The following is a 22,574-nucleotide window of genomic DNA, read 5'->3' as shown; positions in this document are numbered from 1 at the left end:
CCATCTCAGTTCGCTGACACCCCTTTTCAGGAGTTCTCAAAATGGCAGCTAAAGAAGTAAAGTTCGGCCGCTCTGCGCGCGAAAAGATGCTGCGCGGCGTCGACATCCTCGCTGACGCAGTGCAGGTAACCCTCGGCCCGAAGGGTCGTAACGTCGTAATCGACAAGTCCTTCGGCGCTCCGCGCATCACCAAGGACGGTGTATCGGTCGCCAAGGAAATCGAACTCGAAGACAAGTTCGAAAACATGGGCGCCCAGATGGTCCGCGAAGTTGCTTCGAAGACCAACGACATCGCCGGCGACGGCACCACGACGGCTACCGTTCTGGCCCGCGCTATCGTTCGCGAAGGCGCCAAGGCAGTTGCTGCCGGCATGAACCCGATGGACCTGAAGCGCGGTATCGACCTCGCTGTTGCAGAAGTCGTCAAGGACCTGCAGGCCAAGGCAAAGAAGATCTCCACCTCGGCTGAAGTTGCCCAGGTCGGCACGATCTCCGCAAACGGCGACAAGCAGGTCGGCGACGACATTGCTGAAGCCATGCAGAAGGTTGGCAACGAAGGTGTTATCACCGTCGAAGAAGCCAAGACCGCTGAAACCGAACTCGAAGTCGTCGAAGGCATGCAGTTCGACCGCGGCTACCTCAGCCCTTACTTCGTGACCAACCCGGAAAAGATGGTCGCCGACCTCGACGACGCTTACATTCTCCTCCACGAGAAGAAGCTCTCGAACCTGCAGGCGATGCTCCCGGTTCTCGAAGCCGTCGTTCAGACCGGCAAGCCGCTCCTCATCATCGCTGAAGACGTCGAAGGCGAAGCTCTTGCTACGCTCGTCGTCAACAAGCTGCGCGGTGGCCTGAAGATCGCTGCCGTCAAGGCTCCTGGGTTCGGCGACCGCCGCAAGGCCATGCTGGAAGACATCGCTATCCTCACGGGCGGCACTGTCATCTCCGAAGACCTCGGCATCAAGCTGGAATCCGTAACGCTCGACATGCTCGGCCGTTCGAAGAAGGTTTCGATCTCCAAGGAAAACACGACGATCGTCGACGGCGCTGGCGCCAAGTCCGACATCGAAGGCCGCGTTGCGCAGATCAAGGCTCAGATCGAAGAAACCTCTTCCGATTATGACCGCGAAAAGCTGCAGGAACGTCTTGCCAAGCTCGCTGGCGGCGTTGCCGTCATCCGCGTTGGCGGCTCCACGGAAATCGAAGTCAAGGAACGCAAGGACCGTATCGACGACGCTCTGAACGCCACACGCGCGGCCGTTCAGGAAGGCATCGTACCGGGTGGTGGCGTTGCTCTCCTCCGTTCGGCTTCCAAGATCACCGCAAAGGGTGCAAACGACGACCAGGAAGCTGGCGTCAACATCATCCGTCGCGCTCTTCAGGCTCTGGTTCGCCAGATCTCCGAGAACGCCGGTGACGAAGCATCGATCGTTGTTGGCAAGATCCTCGAGAAGAACGAAGACAACTACGGCTACAACGCCCAGACGTCCGAATACGGCGACATGATCGCCATGGGCATCGTCGACCCGGTCAAGGTTGTTCGCACGGCTCTGCAGAACGCAGCTTCGGTTGCTTCGCTGCTGATCACGACCGAAGCCATGATCGCCGAGCTGCCGAAGAAGGACGCTCCTGCCGGCATGCCTGGCGGCATGGGCGGAATGGGCGGCATGGACATGATGTAAGACCGAGAGGTTTTACATCTGATCCAACCGGTTCAGGTTACGGAAGGGCGGCCCTCGGGTCGCCCTTTTCGTTTTGTGATTCGCACTCACATTCGCGTGCGGAATTTTTCAACCTTGTGATGAAACGTATAATCATACAAATGGAGAGCTGTTGAGCTTGGCGAGGCTTTCGTGAAGCTTGCTCGACGGGCGATTTTTACCGAGGGGTCAAATTCTCGTAACAATCGAGTTTTCTTGCCAATGGTTGCCGTCAGAGGCAGGAAACGCCCGCAACTCCATCAATTTCGCATTATTTAGCAGTGTTTTTATCAACCTTTCCGCTATTTCTGGTCGTTGACGACTGGGTGCGAGGATCCGTCTGCGTGTTAAAAACCGTTGCCGTTTCTGCAAAAAAACTTATAGATTCGCGCTGTGTTCGGCGCTTCGTTCAGGCGCACTTGCCGCTGCATCGCCGACACCGCTCAGAATTGCATTGACGCACGGACCGAGTTACTTATTCTGAATTAAATTAGAAGTTGCATATTTTGGAAAGGCTGGGCAGAGTGGGCTCACTTCTTGGGGCGACCGCTCGGAACGCTATTTTCCGGTCACCGAGCATGAAGCGCGGCGTCGACTGAAACTGTGATGTTTGCCGGGTGTGCAGCAAGGGAGAACGCTGCGCCCAAACTGGGGAACAATGTGTTTAAGATAACAAAAGCCACCGCATCCGCACCGCTGATGCACGGATCGCTGGAACTCAATGATAACAATCCCGACATGCTTGCTCAGCTTTCCGTATCCGAGAGCTGGGTCGGCGACTTTTCCAGCGGCGTGATCCGCCTTCAGGAACGCAGCGCCCGGCTTCATGGCCTGAGCGTACCCGAATGCGGCTTGCTCAGCCTGATGCGCTGTTATGATCCGAAAGATCGCGGCCGCATCGTCCAGATTTTCGAACAGGCTGCGGCGCTATCCTCGTCCTTCTGTTTTTCGACCACGATCATCCTGCCGAACGGCTACCGCCAGCCGCTGTTCTGCATGGGTGAATCGAACGGCTACGAAGAAGAAGGCAATGGCAGCATGATCGGCATGTTCATCTTCCCGCGCATCGAGGCCGACACGAGCAAGGCCGCTATTCGCCGCCAATAAGACTTACTGCTTTCACGGAAAAGCCGGCCTATTGGGCCGGCTTTTGACGTTATATGGGCACCGCGTCGGCGCCGAGGGCTCGGCTTAGGCCGGACGGGCGGGAATGTTTAGCCCCTTTTCGCTGGCCGGGCGCGCCATGCAGCGCTTCAGCCAGTCCATGACCGCCGGGAACTTGTCGTATTCCAGGAGCTCCCGACCGCCATAAAAGACATCGGCGCCGCGCACCCACGGGAACGTGGTAATATCGGCGATGGTGTAGGTGTCGCCCATGATCCACTGGCGGCCCTGCAGCCGCTCCTCCAGAACGCCGAGCAGGCGCTTCGACTCGTCGCGATAACGCTCCACCGGATAGGAGTTGTTGGCGACCTTGTCGGCCGCGAACTTGTGGAAGTGGCCGAACTGGCCGAACATCGGCCCGATGCCGCCCATCTGGAAGAACACCCACTGGAGCGTTTCGTAGCGACCGGCTGCGTCCGCCGGAATGAGCTTGCCGGTCTTTTCGGCGAGGTAGACAAGGATCGCACCGGATTCGAACAGGCCGATCGGCTTTCCATCAGGGCCATTGGGATCGATGATCGCAGGAATGCGGCCATTCGGATTGAGCGACATGAACTCCGGAGACTTCTGATCGTTGGTGCCGAACGAGATCAGATGCGGCTCATAGGGCAGAGCGAGCTCCTCAAGCGCGATCGACACCTTCACGCCGTTCGGCGTCGGCAGCGAATAGAGCTGGATGATATCGGGGTTGCTTGCCGGCCAGCGTTTGGTGATCGGGAATGCGGAAAGGTCTGCCATCTGAAGTCTCCATGCGGGATAAGGCGGCCGACCATAGAAGAGCGCCGAGGGACATGGCAAGCGGTGATCGTGCGCACTCAGTCGTTCACCATTACTGAACAAACTGTCCGCTACCGTCTATCTTTCCATGACGGCCAAAAAAGAGGAGAAACAGTGCATACGAGATCGACAACCGTGCCGGGGGCACACCGGTCTCAGCTCATTCAACCGGAGACAGTTCCATGTCGAATACCCAGAACATTGTCATTCTCGTCGCCCGCATCCTCCTCTCCTTCATCTTCATCTATTCCGGCTTCGGCAAGCTGACCGACCCGGCTGGCACCGCCGGCATGATCACCGGCGCCGGCCTGCCTGCCGCGACCGCTCTTGCCTACCTCGCCGGCCTGTTCGAACTCGTCACCGGTCTTGCCGTTCTCGTCGGCTTCCAGACGAAGATCGTCGGCTGGGCACTGGCCGCATTCTGCATCTTCACCGGCGCTGTCTTCCATTCCGGCACCGTTGCCGTTCCCGGCTGGCCGGATGCCGCTCTCGGCTGGATCAACGCTCTCAACGGCATCATGCTGATGAAGAACTTCACGCTCGCCGGCGCCTACATCCTCCTCGCCACCTTCGGCCCGGGCCTCTACTCGATCGACGCCCGCCGTGGCGCCCTGCCGGTCGCCGCTTAATCGGCACCCTATTCTCCCAAGCATAAAAAAGCCCGCCGCCAGTTCATCTGGCGGCGGGCTTTTTCGTGATTGATACGACGATAGATGTCAGAGCGCGGCGCGAACGGCTTCGATCAGCCGGGCCACCGACGGCTCGTTGGCGTGGCTCTGCTTGCGGGCGCGCACGAGGCAGGCCTCTGAGCGCAGGATGACGCCATCCGACAGTATCTTCAGGTGGTTGGCGCGCAGCGTCGAGCCCGTCGAGGTGATATCGACGATGATATCCGCCGAGCCGGACGCCGGTGCGCCCTCGGTGGCGCCCAGGCTCTCGACGATGCGATAGAGCTGGATGCCGTGCTGGCGCGAGAAGAACTGCTGCGTCAGCCGCCAGTATTTGGTGGCGATCGTCAGGCGTCGGCCGTGGCGGGCGCGGAAATCGGTGGCGACATCGCCGAGATCGGCCATGCTGTCGACATCGAGCCAGATCTCCGGCACCGCGACGATGACATCGGCGTGGCCGAAGCCGAGGCGGGCGCAGAATTCGACGCGCTTGTCGGCTTCCGCCAGGCCTTCGCGGATCAGGTCTTCGCCGGTGACGCCGAAATCGACGGTGCCGTTGCCGAGCTCCTTGGAGATCTCGGAGGCAGAGAGGAAGGCGACCTCGACATCGTCCCAGCCTTCGACGCGGCCGCGATAGGAGCGGTCGTTGCCGACGGCGGTGATCTTCATGCCGGCCTTCTCAAAGATGGCCGAGGCGTCGTCCTTCATCCGGCCCTTGGAGGGCAGCGCGATGGTGATGGTCATCAGGCGGCCCTTTCCGTTTCGATGCGATCCAGCCACAGCGAGAAGCCGACGGCCGGGATGCGCTCCTTGGCGCCGAGCAGGGTCATCAGCTTGTCGAAGCGGCCGCCACCGGCGAGCACGGCATCCGAACCCTCGACGCCGATCTCGAAGACGAGGCCGGTGTAATAATCCAGTGGGCGGCCGAAGGCGGCGCGATAATCGATGAGCGAGAGATCGACGCCGGCATTGGCAAGTGCCGCGACGCGACCATCGAAGCGCGACAGGGCGTTGCCGAGCTTGAGGCCGGCGGCATCGGCGAAGCCGGACAAGGCCGCAGAGGCATTGATCAGCGGCACGTTGAGCGACAGGAACTCCTTCAGCACCAGGAAGGCTGCGTCATCGAGCCGGGTTTCCGACAGGATCAGCTTTTCCTTCAGCCTGCGGGCGATGTCCTGCGGCGAGCGGCTGGCATTGGTGGAATAGCCTGTCGCCTGCATGGTGGCATCGATATGGGCGACCAGCGCCTCTTCATCGTCGGCGCCGAGAAGGCGGGCGATATCGTCGCTGAGGCCGGTGACGAATTGCGGACTGACAAGGCTGGCGAGCAGCGCTTCGAGATGGGTGGTGTCGCCAAAGGCATGGATCAGCCGCTTCTGCCAGCCGAGCGGCAGGCCGAGCGCCTGGACGACGGCTTCAAACACGGCCTGATCGCCGAGCGTGACGGCCAGTTTCTTGCCCGGCAGCAGCCGCGACAGCACGGCCGTAGCATCGCCGATGGCGCGGGCGTCGGCGCTCGGGATGTTGATATCGCCGAGATCCTCGATGCCCGCCTGATAGAACTCATTGCCGCCTTCGCGGCGCTGGCGGAAGACCTCGCCCAGATAGGCATAGCGCTTCGGCGTGCCCATGGCGCTTTCGATATGGCGCAGGCAGACGGGAATGGTGAATTCCGGCCGCAGACACAGGCTGGCGCCGGTTTCGCTCTCGGTCATGAAGATGCGGCGGCGAAGGTCCTCGCCGGCGATGTCGAGAAAGGGTTCTGCCGGCTGGATGACCGGGGTGTCGACGCGCTCGGTGCGCCGGGCGGCGAACTCGGCGAGCAGGTCTTCGGAGAAGGCTGGGAGGTTGATCAGGGGCATGGGGTTCGTGTCTCCGGGGCTACCCCCCTCTGTCCTGCCGGACATCTCCCCCACAAGGGGGGAGATCGGCCAGGTTCATCCGCTCGCTCCACATTCACTGTTTGGCGCAAGCCGCGCAACACATCGATCTCCCCCCTTGTGGGGGAGATGTCCGGCAGGACAGAGGGGGGTATTCCCCGCTCAAACATCAGAGGCTCGCTTGCGATCTTCCGCCTGCGCCGCCAGGATTTCCTTCACCTTGGCGACCAGATCGGCCTCCTTGACCGTTTCCTGCGCGACACGGGCTTCGCGCCACGAGGCGTTGTCCTCAATCTCGCCGGAGAGGCGCTTGCCCTCGATCAGGTCCTTGATCTGCACGACACCCTCTGCGCGCTCATCACCGCCCTGGATGATGGCGACTGGGCAGCCGCGGCGGTCGGCGTATTTCAGCTGGTTGCCGAACTTCTTCCAGTTGCCCTGGTACATTTCGGCGCGGATGCCGGCCTGGCGAAGCTCCTGGGTGATGCGTTGGTAGCGGCCCATGGCCTCGACATCGCCATCCATGACGGTGACGAGGACGGGTTCGACGACTTCGCTCTGGCCGAGCTTGCCGAGGTTCTTCAGCGCCGTCATCAGGCGCGAGACGCCGATGGAGAAGCCCGTTGCCGGAACCGGCTGACCCATGAAGCGGGAGACCAGACCATCATAACGACCGCCGCCGCCGACGGAGCCGAAGACGACCTTCTCGCCCTTTTCGTTGGTCACGTCGAAGGTGAGTTCGGCCTCGTAGACCGGGCCGGTGTAATATTCGAGGCCGCGGACGACGGAGGGGTCGATCTTGATGCGATCGGAATTATAGCCGGCGCCAGTGACGAGACCGCCGATGAGGTTCAGTTCCTCGACGCCTTCAGCACCCTTGGAGGTGCCAGCGACGAGTTCGGCAAGCTGGGCGGCGCTTTCGGCGTAATCCTTGATGCCGACGAAAAAGAGAACCTTTTCGATCTGGCCCTGATCGAGTCCGGCTCCCTTCGTGAAGTCGCCAGACTCATCCTTGCGGCCGGGGCCGAGCAGGAGAGCCACGCCCTCGGGACCGAACTTGTCGAGCTTGTCGATGGCGCGGAGCACGTTCAAACGCTGGGCGGCCTTGTCGTCGCCGCCGAGGCCGATCGCTTCCAGAACGCCGTCCAAAACCTTGCGGTTATTGACGCGGATGACATAGTCGCCGCGCTTGATGCCGAGGGCTTCCAGCGTGTCCGACATCATCATGCACATCTCGGCATCGGCCTGAACGCCGGGCGCGCCGACGGTATCGGCGTCGAACTGCATGAACTGGCGGAAGCGGCCGGGGCCGGGCTTCTCGTTGCGGAAGACATAGCCGGCGCGATAGGTGCGGTAGGGCAGCTGGATCTCGTTGAAGTTTTCCGCGACATGACGGGCGAGCGGCGCTGTCAGGTCGTAGCGCAGCGACATCCACTGCTCGTCGTCGTCCTGCAGCGAGAAGACGCCTTCGTTCGGACGATCGGCATCCGGCAGGAACTTGCCGAGCGCATCGGTGTATTCGAACAGCGGCGTTTCGACAGGATCGAAACCATAATGCTCGTAGACTTCGCGGATCTTCGCGGTCATCTCGTTGACAGCGCGAATATCGGCCGCCGAACGATCGACGAAGCCGCGAGGAAGTCTGGCCTTGAGCTTTTGTGGTTTCTTCTGCTTGTCGTTCATTTCCAACGTCTTCCGCTCAGTGTGACAGTGGCGGTTTCCTAGCGGAAAGGGTCGGATGCGGCAAGGGCGAAGGCCCTTGATCCGGAAGACAGAATCGATTGAACGAGAGAGAATGAACCGAATGGCGGAGCTATATGATGATCGCTGAAGCACTTCTCTACGCCGCGACCGCCTGGCGGACGCAGAAGGCGCGCCGCAAATATATCCGCTACTCCGTCAATCTGTGGTCGCGCGCCAACCGTTGCAGCCGGCAGTGGGCGGAGCATGAGGAGAATACGAGGCGAGCGATCCTTGCCGCCATGGCGGGCTGCAAGCAGCGGCGGACGGCTGTGGTGCTGGGTTCCGGCTTGCTGCGCGATGTGCCGATCCGGGAGCTGGCAGCCAGCTTCGATACGGTCGTTCTGATCGATCTCGTGCATGTCGCGACGGTGAGGATGAAGATGCGCCGCAAGGCCTATCGCAATGTCCGGCTGATCGAGCGCGATCTCTCGGGCTATGACGCACTTGCGGCCGGTGAACAGCCGGAGCCGCTCGGGTTCCTGCGCAATGTGCCCTATCTGGATCTCGTGGTTTCGGCCAATCTGCTCTCGCAGATCGGGCGCGGGGTGCAGCGGCGGTTCGAAGCCGAGCGGGAGCGGATGCCTGAGGATACGGTGGAGCGGCTGATCGCAGCGCATCTTTCCGGCCTGTCGCGCATGCCGTTCAAGAGCTGCCTTGTCACCGACGTCTCCTATGCGGTGATCGATCGCAATGGAAAGACCCATGAAGAGAGCGACCTGATGCACGGGGTCGCGGTGCCGGAGGCGCGGGCGGCGTGGGCCTGGCCGGTGGTGCCGATTGGTGAGGAAAGCCCGGATTACCAGGTGATCCATCGGGTGATTGCGGCCTGGTGAGTTGCAAGATATCCTGATGCAATCAAAGATTTATTGTATCACTTTTATTTTGCGATATCGTATCGATGAAGATCGTTTGGGATGAGCCGAAACGGCTTGCCAACCTTGACAAGCATGGGCTCGACTTCGCCGATCTCGACGAGGTGTTCTTTCTCGGCGCCATATTGCGGCCGGCCAAGCGCGGGCGCTTGATGGCGATCGGGCGCTTTGCGGATGGCTCGATCGCCGTGGTGTTCGTGGTGCTGGGTTCGGAGGGCATTTCCGTTATCTCGATGCGCCCGGCGCGAAAGAGCGAAAGGAGGCTGCTGGATGACAGCGAAGAAGACTGAGTTGCAGATCGAATTCAGAGAAGGGCGCGGCTATTCCAAGGACGATTGGGATGAGGTCAGCGACAATCCCGAATGGACCGAAGAGGACTTCAAGAAGGCGCGCCCCTTCGCGGAGGTCTTCCCCGAGCTTGCCGAGAGCATCCGGCGTTCGCGCGGGCGGCCGGCGGTGGAGAGCCCTAAGCGGCAGATATCGCTGCGGCTCGATCCCGATGTGATCGATGCGTTCAAGGCGACCGGCAAGGGGTGGCAGGGACGGATCAATGATGCGTTACGCAAGGCCGCCAAGCTCGATTAGCGCGACGCGACGTCTTGGCAGCGGTGGCGCGCTTGCCTATGTTTAACCGATGCGGCTTTTCTCTATCGCGACGATGATGCTGGCATGGCTGACCTACGGAACGATGTTCGCGTGGGTGGGATGTCCGATGTGCGCGTCGATGAGCCAGCCCGCCGCTGTCGATATGGCTGCCGGCAAGCCGCACCATCATATGCCTGATATGGAGATGGGCGATGCCGTCAAGGGCTCAGTGCCGGCGAAGAACCCGTGTGCCGCCGGCGGCATGGCGCATATGCCGCTCTGTTCTGCCTGTCTCATCGTGCCCGTCGACGTGATTGTTCATGTGGATGGCAAGCAGGTGTTTTCCTATCCCTCGCCGGCGATCGCGCTCGCCTTTCCCGGCGCACGGCCGGCTCCGCAAGCGCCCCCTCCCCGGTTGAGCTGACAATCCAGATCCTGAGAAACGCGGCGATATCAGCCGCATCGGACTTTCATTGCCAGACTGAGGAAGGATATCCCATGTCTCTTAAACTACTCGCTCTCACCACCGGTCTTGTTGCCGGGCTCTCATTCATCGCTCTTCCTGCACGCGCGGAAGACAAGCCGATGGATATGGACATGAGCATGCCGATGGGCGACCACAGCCCGTCCAGCCATGCCTTTTCCGAGGCCAACAACAAGATGCACAAGGACATGATGATCGAATATAGCGGCGACGCCGATATCGACTTCGTGCGCGGAATGGTCGCCCATCATCAGGGGGCGATCGACATGGCCAAGGTGGAGCTGCAATACGGGAAGGACCCCGAAATGCGCAAGCTGGCGGAGGGCGTGATCAAGGCGCAGGAGGCCGAGATCACCGAGATGCAGGCGTGGCTGAAGGCGCACGCCAAGTAAGGCCGCTTCCGCGATTGCCTGCTGGACGCCGGGTTTGTATCGGCGTCCAGCGTTTCGATTGCGATCAAGCCTTTGGTTCGAACGGCGCGGGGCGGCGACCCGCACCCTGGCGGGAGAGCATCCAGCCGGGATATTCGGGCGCGAGTTCGCTGACCTCGTCCAGCTTCTTCAGGTCATCGGCATCGAGTTTCAGTCCGACGGCTGCGAGGTTCTGGTCGAGCTGTTCGATGCGCTTGGCGCCGATGATCACAGTCGTGACGAAAGGCTTGGCGAGCACGTAAGCGAGCGCCACGGTAGCGACGCTCACGCCGTGCTTTTCGGCAATCTCGCGCATGACGGCGACGCAGGCCCAGGCGCGGTCCTTGTCGACAGGCGGGAAGTCGAAGGCGGCGCGGCGGCCTTCGCCGTTGCCCGGCGCGCCGGGGCCGTATTTACCCGATAGCAACCCGCCGGCCAGCGGCGACCAGACCATCAAGCCAACCTTCTCCTCGTTCATCATCGGTACGATATCGCGCTCGAGGTCGCGGCCGGCAATGGAGTAATAGGCCTGCACGGTCTCGAAGCGGGCGAAGCCGCGACGTTCCGAAACCCCAAGCGCCTTGGCGATGCGCCACGCCTGCCAGTTGGAGACGCCGACGTAGCGGACAAGGCCGCGCGAGACGAGATCGTCCATCGCCCTCAGCGTCTCGTCGATCGGGGTGACGCTGTCGGTGCCGTGGATCTGGTAGAGATCGATATGATCGGTCTGCAGGCGCTCGAGGCTCTTTTCGACCGAATCCATGATGTGGCCGCGCGAGGCGCCGCGATCGTTCGGCTTGTCGCCCATCGCGCCGTAGACCTTGGTGGCGATGACGACATCCTTGCGGGCGACGCCGAGGTTCTTCAGCGACTGGCCGAGCAGCTTCTCGGAATCGCCGAAAGAATAGACGTCAGCGGTATCGATGAAATTGACGCCTGCCGAAAGCGACCGCTCGACGATCGCATCGGCCGCCTTCTGATCGACATCGGCGATGGAGCCCCACGGGCTGCTTGGGTCAGGAGCGCCGAAGGTCATGGTGCCCAGGCAGATTTCGGAGACGAACAGGCCGGTATTTCCAAGCTGGTTGTAACGCATGGTCAAACGTTTCCTTGTGAGGACCGCCGTGAAGCCGGCGGAGGGAATGATCCCGGTTATATGATTTTTGGGCGGCGCAGCGCTGGCATGGCAGCGCTTGCTGCAGGCATGAACCCATCAGACATAAGTTGCGCGCGCTCGGTTTCAACGGCTCACGCGATACGCAGGGGTTGCAGCAACATAGGTCGCTCGCAACTCATTGGCGCACAACCGTGATTGCACCCTGCAATTGCCGCTCTTAGTAATTGTATTTACTGCGTTTTCCGAGCGGATTCATAAAATTCTAATTGATATCCACCTAAACAATCCTCGCAGATGCGGGGGCAATCATGACATCCTTGGTTCAGCTTGTGAGTTCACTGCTGCGCAACAAGCGCGGCAATGTGGCGATGATCGTAGCGCTGCTTTTCGTGCCAATGGTCTTGGCCGGTGGCGCCGGGGTCGATCTCGCGCGCTATGAAGCGGTGCGCGTGGAAATGCAGGACGGGCTCGACCGCGGCGTGCTGGCGGCGGCGTCGCTGTCGCAGAAGCAGAAGACCGCCGATGTTCTGAAAAGCTACATGAACAATCTCCCCTACGGTGCTGACGTGGCCATCGACTTCTCCGAAGCGACGGCGATGAACTCGCGCAAGATTTCGGCCAACGCCTCCTATACGATCAACACCGCCTTCATGCATCTGGCCGGCGTCAAGACGTTGACGATCAAGACGGCGTCGAGCGCCGAGGAGGCCAAGCAGAATATCGAGCTGTCGCTGATGCTCGACATGTCGGGTTCGATGGTGGGCAGCAAGATCAAGAACCTGAAGATCGCCTCGCAGCAGTTTATCGACCAGATCCTGACCGACGACACCAAGGACTATACGACGATCAGCGTCGTGCCCTATGCGGGCCACGTCAACGTGGGTTCCGCGGTCTTCGACAAGCTCGGCGGCTCCCGTCTGACCGGCCAGTCGCAGCCGACCAAGGATCCGAATTACAAGGGATCATGCTTCGAGCTCGACAATGCGGGCTTTGGCAGCGATGCGATCCCGAGCTTCAAGGCTCGGTCGAACCTGCCGATCTTCACGAACTGGAATTACAACACGACCGACAAGGAAAAGAGGTGGTGGTGGTGTCCCGGCGAAGAGGACGCGATCACCTATTTCTCCAATGACGCGACCTATCTCAAGGCCCGGCTGAACGCGCTGCAACTCTATGACGGCACCGGCACGCAGAACGCCATGCAGTGGGGCTACATGCTGCTCAATCCGGCCTCATCGAGCATCGTCCAGGCGGCGATCGCGAGCGGGCAGATGTCCTCGAAGTTCTCCAACCGCCCGTCCAGCTTCAGCGATGCCGACACGATGAAGGTGCTCGTCTTGATGACTGACGGCGTGATCACCGCGCAATTCCGCCCGAACGACTACAAGCGCTCTCCGGATCTCAGCCCGAGCAACTACACGATGTCAGGCAACACGGCGACCTACTTGAGCAATATCTGCTCGACCGCCAAGGGCAAGGGCATCACCATCTTCACCATCGGCTTCGAGCTCGGCAGCGACACCACCGCGATCAACGCCATGAAGAACTGCGCGACGAGCTCCGCCCACTTCTACCAGGCCTCCGGCTCCGGCATCGGCGACGCTTTCAAGTCGATCTCGACATCGATCCGCAAATTGAGACTGACGCAGTAATGAGAGTGGGCTTTTTCAGTAGCGCGCGCCGGCTTTTCGGCGACAGCAAGGGCGCGGCGGCGATCGAGTTCGCCATCCTGGCGCCGATCGTCTTTGCCGTCATCTTCTCGATCTTCGAGGCTGGCTTCATCATGACGCAGTCGATCATGCTCGACCGCGCAGTCAGCCGCAGTTCGCGCGCGCTGCAGATCAACGGCGCCAAGATGAGCTATGCCGATTTCAAGGCTTCGGTGTGCAAGGAAGCGGTGATCCTCAGCGATTGCGTCAAGTCGATCCGCATCGAGTTCACGCCGGTGACCAAAGCCTCGGATTTCCCGACGACGGGCACGCCCTGCGTCGACCGCTCCGTCGCGATCGATCCTGTCACCAGCTACAATTCCGGGCAACCGTCGCAGATCATCTTCACCCGCGCCTGCTATGTCGTCGATCCCTTGGTGCCGGGGCTCGGCTTCGGCCTGAGTTTCCCGAAGGACAACACCGGCGCCATCCAGCTGACCTCCAGCTTTGCCTTCGTCAACGAGCCGACCTGATGTTCAAGCACGCCTTTTCCCGCCTGATCCGCGAGCGCTCCGGCGCATCCGCGATCGAGTTCGCGCTGCTGGCGCCAATCCTGCTGTTCTTCTTCCTGGCGAGCATCACGGTGTTCGACATGTACCGGACCTACCAGAACATCGTGCAGGCCAACGGTATCGTCGCCGACGTGATCTCGCGGCAGACCTCGATCGACAATACCTTCGTGTCCAATCTCTACAGCGTCTTCACGCATCTGCAGCAGAACAGCACGGCCCCGATCGCGCTTCGAATCTCCAGCATCAAGAAGACCGCCGGGGTCTACAAGCTGGACTGGACGAAGGAGAGCGGCACGGCCGGCCTGTTGAAGGCGCAGGTTCTCAGCAGCTCGACGCTGCCGCAGCTGACGGACGGAGATTCGGTGATCTATGTCGAGGGTGCGGCCAGATACACGGCGATGACCAGCATCATGGGCTTCGGCAGCATGACGTTCGCCGAGACCGCCTTTTCACGCCCGCGCTTCATCGGCGCCATCGTCTATCAGTGACGCAATCCCTTGCGGTGAAGGCGCGAGGCTCCTAATTGTTTTTCAATGAACAAGAGGGTGCGCCCATGACGACCCGCACGCTGACCACGATCGGCTTCGATGCAGACGACACGCTGTGGCAGAACGAGCAATTCTACCGGCTGACGGAAACGCACTTCACCGAACTGCTCTCCGACTATGCGGAGGGCACGCTGGTTTCGGAGCGGCTGCTGGCCGCCGAGAAGCGCAATCTTCAGCATTACGGCTTTGGTATCAAAGGCTTCACGCTGTCGATGATCGAGACCGCGATCGAGATTACCGAGGGCAATGTGCCGGCTTCGGTGATCGCGCAGATCCTCGATACCGGGCGGGATCTTCTCTCGCATCCAGTCGAGACGCTGCCCGAAGTGCGCGAGACGCTGGCGGCGCTAGCCGACCATTACCTGCTCGTGCTGATCACCAAGGGCGACCTGTTCGACCAGGAGCGCAAGCTGGCGCAATCCGGCCTTGGCGATTTCTTCCATGCCGTCGAGATCGTTTCCGACAAGACGGCGGTTACCTATCGCCGGATCTTCTCCAAGATCGGCGGCGGGCCGGAGCGGGCGATGATGGTGGGCAATTCGCTGAAGTCGGACATCGTGCCGGCAATCGCCGCCGGCAGCTACGGCGTGTTCGTGCCGCACGAACTGACCTGGGTGCTCGAGCATGTCGAGGAGCCGACGAAGGCGCCGCGCTTTCGCAAGATCGAACGGCTTGGCGAACTGCGCGGCGTGATCGACAGTTTGGGTTAAACGAAGCTCCGCTTACTTGCGCGAGGGGAAGAGCGGCGACGGCTTGCTGTCGTCGGCAGGGGCCGGCGCGGGTGTTACCGGCGCGGCTGAGGCAGCCTGCGGTTCCACGAGAATGCTGTAGGGTGCGCCGAGACCGCGTCTTGGAGAGGCCTTGGAATAATAGGGGCGAAGCAGCCAGGTGGCATCCTGCTTGACCGTCGTCTGGAAGGTCTGCCCGTCCTCGTCGGTGCCGAAGATCGCTTCGTCGTCGGGGGCCGCGAGATCGAAGATCGCGAGGAAGGCGAACTGGCTCTTCGTCGAGAAATCGATCTTCACATGCTGGCCGGCCTTGACGGGCAAGGTGTAGACCTTGCCGTTGCCGAATTTCGTCCAGCCCTTGAGCTCCATGGTTGCTGCCGGAAACTGCAGCTTTTCCAGCCTTTCGCCGCGCTGCAGCTCGGGTGTCTGCGCCATAGCGGCGGGCGCGATCGCGCTTATGGCGATCGCCATTGCCATCAGTTTCAGTTTCTTCATGGACGTACCAATGCGTCGCGCATCGCCTCTACTTCGGGACGGCAGTAGCAGCCTTCGAGATGATCGTTGACGAGACCCATTGCCTGCATGAATGCGTAAACTGTGGTCGGGCCGACAAAGGTCCAGCCGCGCTTCTTCAAATTCTTGGATATGGCGACCGAGGTGGGCGTAGTCGGATTGGCCATGATCGTGGCGCGATCGACCACCTTGGGGCGCTCGTTGTGACCGGGCTCGTAGCTCCAGAAATAACGCGCGAGCGAGCCGAACTCGTCGCGCAGTTCGATCGCGCGCTTGGCATTGTTGATCGTCGAAACGATCTTGCCGCGATGGCGGATGATGCCGGCATCGCTAACGCAACGCTCGACATCCTCATCGTTAAACAGCGCCACCTTATCGAAATCGAAGCCGGCGAAGGCCGCGCGGAAATTCTCGCGCTTGCGCAGGATGGTGAGCCAGGAGAGGCCGGACTGGAAGCCTTCAAGGCAGATCTTCTCGAACAGTCGGATGTCGTTCACGACCGGCCTGCCCCATTCCTCGTCGTGATAGCGCAGATAATCCGGCAGGTTGCCGTGCCAATGACAGCGGCTCTTGCCGTCCTCACCGATTGTAATGCCTGTCTCGCTCATCACGTTCCATTCGTTTCAGCGGCTGCGAATCCGGCTTTACCATTTGCAAACCCTGTTTCCAAACCGAACGATAACCCTGACGAAAAGTTTATAGGCCAGTTCGGCTTTTAGTGAACGCGGGTTTACCATTCGCTGGCGAGCGCGGTGGCAGCATGATCGGCAGGTGGCGGATGCCGCCCGTCCATTTTCGGCCATTGTAGAGAGTTCGTCCGATGATGAAATCCGTTTTGCTCGCCGCAGCCCTGCTCGGCGTCTTTTCCACGGCCGCCCTTGGCGACGACCGTTACGTTTCCCGTCCGCCTGTCGTGCTGAGCCCTGATCTCGCGGCACCGTGGATCATGCAGCTCAGCGGCGGCAATGTTCGCCCCGTCGTCTACCAGCGCCCCGTCATCGTGCAGCAGCAGCGCGGGTTGTTTGCTCCGCGCGCCGTTCGCCGCGCGCCGGCAGCACAGCAGGTCTCGGCGATCAACCCCGGCGTTCCTGTCATCCGCGGCCAGATCGAGCCGCAGTTCCTGCCACAGATGGTCGACTACCAGACCAAGGAAGCGCCCGGCACCATCGTCATCGATACCAACAACCGCTTCCTCTATCTGGTCATGACAAACGGCAAGGCGCGTCGCTATGGCGTCGGCGTCGGCAAACCGGGCTTCGAGTGGGCCGGCGTTCACAAGGTGACGCGCAAAGCCGAGTGGCCGGACTGGACGCCGCCATCGGAAATGATCAGCCGCGAGGCGGCGAAGGGCCATTATCTCCCGGCGCGGATGGATGGCGGACCGGAAAATCCGCTCGGCGCGCGCGCCATGTATCTCGGCTCGACGCTCTACCGCATCCACGGCACCAATGCCCCTTGGACGATCGGAAGCGCCGTTTCCTCGGGCTGCATTCGCCTGCGCAACGAGGACGTCGTCGACCTTTACGAGCGTGTCAAAGTGGGTACGCGGGTCATCGTGATCTGAATTTTCTTATGGCGGCAAGGACACACCTTGCCGCCTACCCCGCATTTTCAGGGTTTCCAGCTTGAAATCCCGGTCGATTCCGTTAGCTTTTCCGGCGATCGTGCCTTGAGAGGGAAATCGAAATGAAGAAAGTGTCTCTGCTCGTGGCGGCCGTTGCCGTTGCGATGTCGGGTATGGTGGCCGTTGCCAGCGCCGAGCCCGTAATGACGGCGACGGATGCCGTTCGTGGCGTCAAGCACAGCCAGCAGGTCAAGCCGCAATACAAGAAGCGTGTCGTCCGCCTCATCACCAATGAAGCGCCGGGCACCGTGATCGTCGATACGGTCAACAAGTATCTCTACCTCGTCGAAGGCCGCAACAAGGCCACGCGCTACGGCATCGGCGTCGGCCGCGAAGGCTTCGGTTGGTCAGGTGTCGTGAAGATCGGCCGCAAGGCTGAATGGCCGACCTGGACGCCGCCGGCTGAAATGCGCGCCCGCGAGGCCCGCGCCGGCCACAACCTTCCGGCCGTACAGCCGGGTGGCCCCGACAATCCGCTCGGCGCCCGCGCCATGTATCTCTACCAGGGCGGCCGTGACACGATCTTCCGCATCCACGGCACCAACCAGCCCTGGACGATCGGCCTCAACCTGTCTTCCGGCTGCATCCGCATGGTCAACAACGATGTCGAAGACCTTTACGATCGCGTGCCCGTCGGCACCAAGGTCATCGTCGTCGGCCCCGGCAACAAGCAGGGCAACGTCGCCTTCGACGATCGCGGCATCGACGTTCTGAGAACGATCTTCGGCGGCTAAGGCCTCATGTCATGAAATGAAGGGCGGCTGGATTTCCGGCCGCCTATTTCGATCCGCAGCTGACCTTGCCGTTGAAGGCCTGCGGCGCCGCACCGCCCTCGATCGCGAGTTCGTAGGTGCCGGCAAAGGCCTTGGCATTGTTGCGCTGCTCGGCCGATACGATCAGATTGGCCGTCTGGCCACCCGCCGCCTTCCCGCCATCATACAGAACCTCAAGCCTGAGCTCACCATTGTGCGACCAGTGGTTCGTCAGGCTGTCCGAATCAAGATCGATCCTGCCCAGCGGCTGCGGCGCGGTTTCGTTCTTCAGGAGAAGCGCGCCGCGAAAGTGATTGAGCTCGTGCCCATTCTCCGCCTTGAAGCCGCTTTCGACGGTGAAGCGGACATTCTTGTCGTCGGCGGAACAGAAGAGACGGCTGTCGGCGTGTGCGACTTCGGTGGCGCCAAGAAGAGCGGTGAACGCCAGGATGAAACGGTGCATGCTTGAGCTCCAAATGCCGCCGGACGATCCGGCCGCGTCAGGCTAGCCCGAAACCCTTAAATTTTTCTGGCCGCTAATTTGACGGGCATGTCGCCGCCATAGGCCCAATCGAGCAGTTCCACGGTGTGCAGGATGGGGATCGCGGTCGCCGACGCGATCTGGGTGATGCAGCCTATATTGCCTGTGGCGATGATATCGGGCTTCGTCGCCTCAATGTTCTTCACCTTGCGGGCCTTCAGCGCGTCGGAAATATCCGGCTGCATGATGTTGTAGGTGCCGGCCGAGCCGCAACAGAGATGGCCTTCGGCCGGATCGCGCACGGTGAAGCCCGCAGCCTTCAACAGCTGCTTCGGCGCCATAGTGATCTTCTGGCCGTGCTGCATCGAGCAGGCGGAGTGATAGGCGACCGTCAGTCCCCTCGGCATGTGCGAGGGAAGATCGAGCGTCGCCAGATATTCGGTGACATCGCGGGCGAGCGCGGAAACGCGGGCGGCCTTTTCGGCGTAGATGGGATCGAGCCGCAGCATGTGGCCGTAATCCTTGATCGTCGTGCCGCAGCCGGACGCGGTGATGATGATGGCATCGAGCCCGCCCTCTTCGATCTCGCGGGTCCAGACATCGACATTGGCGCGGGCGCTTGCCAGCGCCTGTTCCTCGCGGCCCATGTGATGGACCAGCGAACCGCAGCAGACTTCTCCCTTGGGCACCACGACCTCGACGCCGAGACGAGTGAGAAGCCGGATGGCCGCGGCGTTGATGGCGGGGTCGAGCACCTGTTGCGCGCAGCCGGTAAGGATCGCCACGCGGCCTCGCTGCTCGCCCTTTTCAGCCGCGTGTGTTGCCGGCGTTGCCAGATGCGAGGGTGCGGGCAGGCTGCGCGGCGCGAGCGCCAGCATGGCGGCGAAGGGTTTCAGTGCCTGATGGCGACGGAACAGGCCTTCGAGCGGCCTGCCGATGCGGGCCAGCCGCAACGCCAGGCGGAAGCGGCCGGGATAGGGCAGCACGGCGGCGAGAATGCCGCGCGTCAGCCGGTTCATGAAGGGGCGCTTGTAGGTCTTTTCGATATGGGCGCGGGCGTGATCGACGAGATGCATGTAATCGACGCCCGAGGGACAGGTCGTCACGCAGGCAAGGCACGAAAGACAGCGGTCGATATGGGTAACCACCTCCGTGTCGGCCGGGCGGTCGTTTTCCAGCATGTCCTTGATGAGATAGATGCGGCCGCGCGGGCTGTCGAGCTCGTTGCCGAGCGTGACATAGGTGGGACAGGTGGCGGTGCAGAAGCCGCAATGGACGCATTTGCGCAGGATCTGCTCGGAGGCCGCGACATGGGGATCGGCTAGCTGGGTGGGGGTGAAGTTGGTTTGCATGTCAGGCTAACGGTCCCCTGTTGTCGTGCGATGAAGACCCCTCCCCAACCCCTCCCCACAAGGGGGAGGGGCTTGCTGGGCGCGGACTCAGTGACACATTGAAACCGTTCAACGATCGCAAGCGTGATGATTTGGCACGGAGAATACCAAGGGTTAGCCCCTCCCCCTTGTGGGGAGGGGTTGGGGAGGGGTTTTGCCCACGCACAGCTGGACACCACAACATCACCATCCCCCCATCTTCCCCGGACTGAAAATCCCCGCTGGATCAAACTTCTCCTTCACCCGCGCCGACAGCAGCGCCACCGCATCGACCTGCGGCTCGAACGCCGGTGTCGCCGCGCGCATCGAAGCTGGCGCACGCATCAGCGTGGCGTGGCCGCCGCCGAGTGCCGCCATGAAGCGCCGCAGCAGGTCGGCTTCGGCGTCCGCCTCCATGCGCATCCAGACGAGACCGCCCTGCCAGTCGTAGAAGGCGTCGACGCCGGTCTCCAACCGAAGTGCCGCGACCAGCTGGTGGCCGACCGACGGCGCCACCGAGACGCGCCAGACGGGCCGCGGGCCGCCGTCGGCATAGGGTTTCACGTCGCGGATCTCGCGCCAGAGCGTGGCGCTGTCATCCTCACCGAGGCGTGCGGTCGGGCCGAAGGCGGACATGGCAGAAGCCAGCTTCTCGGCTCTTGTGGCAACGGAGGCCGGCAGGCCCTCGATGCGCAGCACGGTCGCCTCGCCTTCCGGCAAGCGATTGCCTAGGAAGGTCCAGGTGACGGTCATGGGCAGGTGGGCGGCGCCCGAGACCTCGACCGGCAGCGCCATTGCGGCGGCCATGGCATTGGCGGCCTCGGCGTCGTTGAGGCCCGATATGACGATCGTCACTTCCGACTTGGGCCTTGGCGGCACGCGGAAAGTGACCTCGGTGATGAGGCCGAGCGTGCCGTGCGAACCGGCCATCAGCTTGACGAGGTCGAGGCCGGTGACGTTCTTCATCACCCGCCCGCCGGCCTTGATCGCCTCGCCGCGTCCATTGACGAAGCGGACGCCGAGCAGGCTGTCGCGGGCGGCACCCGATATCAGGCGGCGCGGGCCGGAGACGTTGGCGGCGAAGACGCCGCCGATGGTCGGCTCACCCGATGTGCCCATGAGGGGGCGGTGATCCATCGGCTCGAAGGCCATGGTCTGGCCGCTCTCGGCCAGTGCCGCCTCGATTTCTGCCAGCGGCGTGCCGGCGCGGGCGGTGAGCACCATCTCGCCGGGATTATAGGCGACGATGCCCGAGAGCGCGGTCGAGCGCAGGCGGTGTTCAGCTGTCTCAGCATTGCCGAAGCCTGAACGGGTGTTGCCGCCCGCGATGCCAAGCGGCGTGCCGGCCTGCGCATGGGCGCGGATGATCTCGGCGGCTTCCTCCTCCGTATCTGGGCATAGCTCGATCATGCGGGTTGGCGCCCTTCGAGCGGGAAGACCTTGGAGGGATTGAGCAGCCAGCCGGGATCGAAGGCGGCGCGGACGGCGATTTGCTGGGCGAGATCAGCCTCGGAATATTGATGGCGCATGAGATCGCGTTTCTCGATGCCTACGCCGTGTTCGCCGGTGAGACAGCCGCCGGCATCGACGCAGAGCTTCAGGATCTCCATGCCGGCCGCCTCGGCGCGGGCGGCATCATCGGGATCGTTGGCGTTGAAGAGGATGAGCGGGTGCATGTTGCCATCGCCGGCGTGGAAGACATTGGCGACGCGCAGGCCATGGCGCTCGATGATTTCAGAGGTCTCATTCAGCACGTAAGAGAGCTGGCTGAGCGGCACGGTGCCATCCATGCAGATATAATCGGCAATGCGGCCGGTGGCGCCGAAGGCGGACTTGCGGCCTTTCCAGATCAAGGCGGCTTCCGTGGCCGACTGGCATTCGCGCACTGTGCTGACGCCGTGACGACGGGCGATGTCGACGATATCCTTCAGCATGTCGTCCATCTCGGCCTCCGAGCCTTCGACCTCGACGATCAGAAGCGCGCCAACATCGAGCGGGTAACCGGCCTTGGCGAAAGCTTCGCAGATCTCGATCGCCTGCTTGTCCATGAACTCGATGGCGACGGGGATGATGCCGGATGCGATGACATCGGCGACGCAGGAGCCCGCCTCCTCGGAGGTCGCGAAGCCGAAGAGCACCGGCCGAGCGCCTTCCGGCTTGGCGATCAGCCGCACCGTTGCTTCCGTCACGATGCCGAGCTGGCCCTCATGGCCGCAGACGAGGCCGAGGAGATCGTAGCTGCCGGCATCCAGCCCCTTGCCGCCGAGATCGATGACCGTGCCGTCGACGAGCACCATTTTCACGCCGAGCAGGTTGTTGGTGGTGACGCCATATTTCAGACAGTGGGCGCCGCCCGAGTTCATGCCGATATTGCCGCCGATGGTGCAGGCGAGCTGCGAGCTCGGATCGGGCGCATAAAAGAAGCCATCGGCGGAGACGGCTTCTGAAATGTTGAGATTGGTGACGCCGGCCTCGACCACCGCGGCGCGATTAAAAAGGTCGATCTCGATGATGCGGTTCATCTTCGAGACGCAGACGACAACCGCATCCTCCTGCGGAATGGCGCCGCCCGACAGCGACGTACCGGCGCCGCGCGGGACGACAGGGATGCCGTAGCGGTGGCAGTATTTCATCACCGCCGCGACTTCAGCCGTGCTGCGCGGAAGTGCCACGGCAAGCGGCATGCGGCGGTAGGAGACGAAGGCGTCAGTCTCGAAGGGCATGAGTTCGCGCGGCTCGGAAACCAGGCATTCCGGCGGCAGGAGATCGGCGAGATCGGCAATGATCTGCCGGCGGCGCGCCATGACATCGGCGCGCGGGGCGAGAAACGAAATGGCGTCGGACATGCCTTTCCTCCCTTCGCCACATCAGGCGAAACCGGCCGTATCCTCCATACTGCCAAGGCTTCGGGCTTAACACTTTCCCCAATCTGGCGCA

At 62.0% G+C, this 22,574-nt stretch carries 25 protein-coding genes; 14 read left to right on the top strand and 11 right to left on the bottom strand.

The features are described from left to right. Positions 1-41 precede the first annotated feature (41 nt). Together groL and J5286_RS04360 are read left to right on the top strand one after the other, a co-directional pair. On the top strand, positions 42-1,682 hold the full coding sequence (gene groL, locus J5286_RS04365; protein ID WP_209189285.1) for a chaperonin GroEL: 1,641 nt from the start codon (positions 42-44) through the stop codon (positions 1,680-1,682). A gap of 678 nt (positions 1,683-2,360) precedes the next feature. After that, a complete protein-coding gene (locus J5286_RS04360; protein ID WP_209189613.1) occupies positions 2,361-2,807 on the top strand; it encodes a hypothetical protein in 447 nt (148 codons plus the stop codon). 84 nt (positions 2,808-2,891) lie between these two features. Here the strand turns inward: J5286_RS04360 and J5286_RS04355 are convergent, their stop codons facing one another. Continuing rightward, positions 2,892-3,602: a glutathione binding-like protein gene (locus tag J5286_RS04355; protein WP_209189284.1), complete on the bottom strand. Its 711-nt coding sequence runs from the start codon at positions 3,600-3,602 to the stop codon at positions 2,892-2,894. Positions 3,603-3,823: 221 nt separating this feature from the next. On the opposite strand from J5286_RS04355, the gene J5286_RS04350 reads away from it, so the two are divergent. Further along, positions 3,824-4,270: a DoxX family protein gene (locus J5286_RS04350; RefSeq protein ID WP_047508180.1), complete on the top strand. Its 447-nt coding sequence runs from the start codon at positions 3,824-3,826 to the stop codon at positions 4,268-4,270. An 87-nt stretch (positions 4,271-4,357) separates the two neighbouring features. On the opposite strand, the gene hisG is transcribed toward J5286_RS04350, so the two are convergent. The 3 genes from hisG to hisS all read right to left on the bottom strand — a co-directional run bounded on the left by hisG (position 4,358) and on the right by hisS (position 7,872). Then, a complete protein-coding gene (hisG, locus tag J5286_RS04345) occupies positions 4,358-5,053 on the bottom strand; it encodes an ATP phosphoribosyltransferase (protein WP_047508182.1) in 696 nt (231 codons plus the stop codon). Further along, on the bottom strand, positions 5,053-6,171 hold the full coding sequence (locus J5286_RS04340) for an ATP phosphoribosyltransferase regulatory subunit (protein WP_209189283.1): 1,119 nt from the start codon (positions 6,169-6,171) through the stop codon (positions 5,053-5,055). The genes hisG and J5286_RS04340 overlap by 1 nt, the downstream gene beginning before the upstream one ends. Before the next feature lie 180 nt (positions 6,172-6,351). Further along, a complete protein-coding gene (gene hisS, locus J5286_RS04335) occupies positions 6,352-7,872 on the bottom strand; it encodes a histidine--tRNA ligase (RefSeq protein WP_209189282.1) in 1,521 nt (506 codons plus the stop codon). Between the two features lie 137 nt (positions 7,873-8,009). Here hisS and J5286_RS04330 point away from each other — a divergent pair, with 137 nt between their 5' ends. The 5 genes from J5286_RS04330 (at position 8,010) to copM (ending at position 10,265) form a co-directional block, all read left to right on the top strand. Beyond that, a complete protein-coding gene (locus J5286_RS04330) occupies positions 8,010-8,765 on the top strand; it encodes a hypothetical protein (RefSeq protein WP_209189281.1) in 756 nt (251 codons plus the stop codon). 65 nt (positions 8,766-8,830) lie between these two features. Beyond that, positions 8,831-9,094 carry a BrnT family toxin gene (locus tag J5286_RS04325; protein WP_209189280.1) on the top strand — a complete coding sequence of 88 codons (264 nt, stop codon included), beginning with the start codon at positions 8,831-8,833 and terminating at the stop codon, positions 9,092-9,094. Beyond that, positions 9,075-9,389 (top strand): BrnA antitoxin family protein, encoded by a 315-nt coding sequence (locus tag J5286_RS04320; RefSeq protein WP_209189279.1) that lies wholly within the window; start codon positions 9,075-9,077, stop codon positions 9,387-9,389. The genes J5286_RS04325 and J5286_RS04320 overlap by 20 nt, the downstream gene beginning before the upstream one ends. A 49-nt stretch (positions 9,390-9,438) precedes the next feature. Further along, the gene (locus J5286_RS04315) at positions 9,439-9,813 is read left to right on the top strand and encodes a hypothetical protein (protein WP_209189278.1); all 375 of its coding nucleotides are present in this window, start codon (positions 9,439-9,441) and stop codon (positions 9,811-9,813) included. Between the two features lie 74 nt (positions 9,814-9,887). Further along, entirely contained in the window at positions 9,888-10,265 is a 378-nt protein-coding gene (gene copM, locus J5286_RS04310) for a CopM family metallochaperone (RefSeq protein WP_209189277.1), read from the top strand. 64 nt (positions 10,266-10,329) lie between these two features. Here copM and J5286_RS04305 read toward each other — a convergent pair whose 3' ends face one another. Beyond that, entirely contained in the window at positions 10,330-11,379 is a 1,050-nt protein-coding gene (locus J5286_RS04305; protein ID WP_209189276.1) for an aldo/keto reductase, read from the bottom strand. Between the two features lie 329 nt (positions 11,380-11,708). Here J5286_RS04305 and J5286_RS04300 point away from each other — a divergent pair, with 329 nt between their 5' ends. From J5286_RS04300 to J5286_RS04285, 4 genes are all read left to right on the top strand, one after another. Further along, complete coding sequence (locus J5286_RS04300; protein ID WP_209189275.1) at positions 11,709-13,052, top strand: TadE/TadG family type IV pilus assembly protein; 1,344 nt, start codon at positions 11,709-11,711, stop codon at positions 13,050-13,052. A gap of 5 nt (positions 13,053-13,057) precedes the next feature. Next, positions 13,058-13,582 (top strand): TadE/TadG family type IV pilus assembly protein, encoded by a 525-nt coding sequence (locus tag J5286_RS04295; protein WP_052214002.1) that lies wholly within the window; start codon positions 13,058-13,060, stop codon positions 13,580-13,582. Beyond that, positions 13,582-14,109 carry a TadE/TadG family type IV pilus assembly protein gene (locus J5286_RS04290; protein ID WP_209189274.1) on the top strand — a complete coding sequence of 176 codons (528 nt, stop codon included), beginning with the start codon at positions 13,582-13,584 and terminating at the stop codon, positions 14,107-14,109. The genes J5286_RS04295 and J5286_RS04290 overlap by 1 nt, the downstream gene beginning before the upstream one ends. Positions 14,110-14,174: 65 nt before the next feature. Next, on the top strand, positions 14,175-14,879 hold the full coding sequence (locus J5286_RS04285) for an HAD family hydrolase (protein WP_209189273.1): 705 nt from the start codon (positions 14,175-14,177) through the stop codon (positions 14,877-14,879). Positions 14,880-14,891: 12 nt separating this feature from the next. Here the strand turns inward: J5286_RS04285 and J5286_RS04280 are convergent, their stop codons facing one another. Then, a complete protein-coding gene (locus J5286_RS04280; protein WP_209189272.1) occupies positions 14,892-15,392 on the bottom strand; it encodes a hypothetical protein in 501 nt (166 codons plus the stop codon). Continuing rightward, positions 15,389-16,018, bottom strand: a complete 630-nt coding sequence (locus J5286_RS04275; protein ID WP_209189271.1) for a DNA-3-methyladenine glycosylase I — start codon at positions 16,016-16,018, stop codon at positions 15,389-15,391. The genes J5286_RS04280 and J5286_RS04275 overlap by 4 nt, the downstream gene beginning before the upstream one ends. Before the next feature lie 212 nt (positions 16,019-16,230). Here J5286_RS04275 and J5286_RS04270 point away from each other — a divergent pair, with 212 nt between their 5' ends. Then, positions 16,231-16,974 (top strand): L,D-transpeptidase, encoded by a 744-nt coding sequence (locus tag J5286_RS04270; RefSeq protein WP_209189270.1) that lies wholly within the window; start codon positions 16,231-16,233, stop codon positions 16,972-16,974. A 122-nt stretch (positions 16,975-17,096) separates the two neighbouring features. After that, positions 17,097-17,768 carry a L,D-transpeptidase gene (locus J5286_RS04265; protein WP_209189269.1) on the top strand — a complete coding sequence of 224 codons (672 nt, stop codon included), beginning with the start codon at positions 17,097-17,099 and terminating at the stop codon, positions 17,766-17,768. Between the two features lie 43 nt (positions 17,769-17,811). On the opposite strand, the gene J5286_RS04260 is transcribed toward J5286_RS04265, so the two are convergent. The 4 genes from J5286_RS04260 to J5286_RS04245 all read right to left on the bottom strand — a co-directional run bounded on the left by J5286_RS04260 (position 17,812) and on the right by J5286_RS04245 (position 22,483). Then, positions 17,812-18,249 carry a hypothetical protein gene (locus J5286_RS04260; RefSeq protein WP_209189268.1) on the bottom strand — a complete coding sequence of 146 codons (438 nt, stop codon included), beginning with the start codon at positions 18,247-18,249 and terminating at the stop codon, positions 17,812-17,814. Positions 18,250-18,305: 56 nt separating this feature from the next. After that, entirely contained in the window at positions 18,306-19,619 is a 1,314-nt protein-coding gene (gene glcF / locus J5286_RS04255; protein WP_209189267.1) for a glycolate oxidase subunit GlcF, read from the bottom strand. 222 nt (positions 19,620-19,841) lie between these two features. Next, positions 19,842-21,047, bottom strand: coding sequence for a glycolate oxidase subunit GlcE (gene glcE / locus J5286_RS04250; protein ID WP_209189266.1), 1,206 nt, complete (start codon positions 21,045-21,047; stop codon positions 19,842-19,844). After that, on the bottom strand, positions 21,044-22,483 hold the full coding sequence (locus tag J5286_RS04245; protein WP_209189265.1) for an FAD-binding oxidoreductase: 1,440 nt from the start codon (positions 22,481-22,483) through the stop codon (positions 21,044-21,046). The genes glcE and J5286_RS04245 overlap by 4 nt, the downstream gene beginning before the upstream one ends. Positions 22,484-22,574 lie beyond the last annotated feature (91 nt).

It is taken from the genome of Rhizobium sp. 16-488-2b, from assembly GCF_017741815.1.
In the GTDB taxonomy this organism is placed as follows: Bacteria; Pseudomonadota; Alphaproteobacteria; order Rhizobiales; family Rhizobiaceae; genus Rhizobium.
This window is presented reverse-complemented; position numbering and strand designations above follow the sequence as displayed.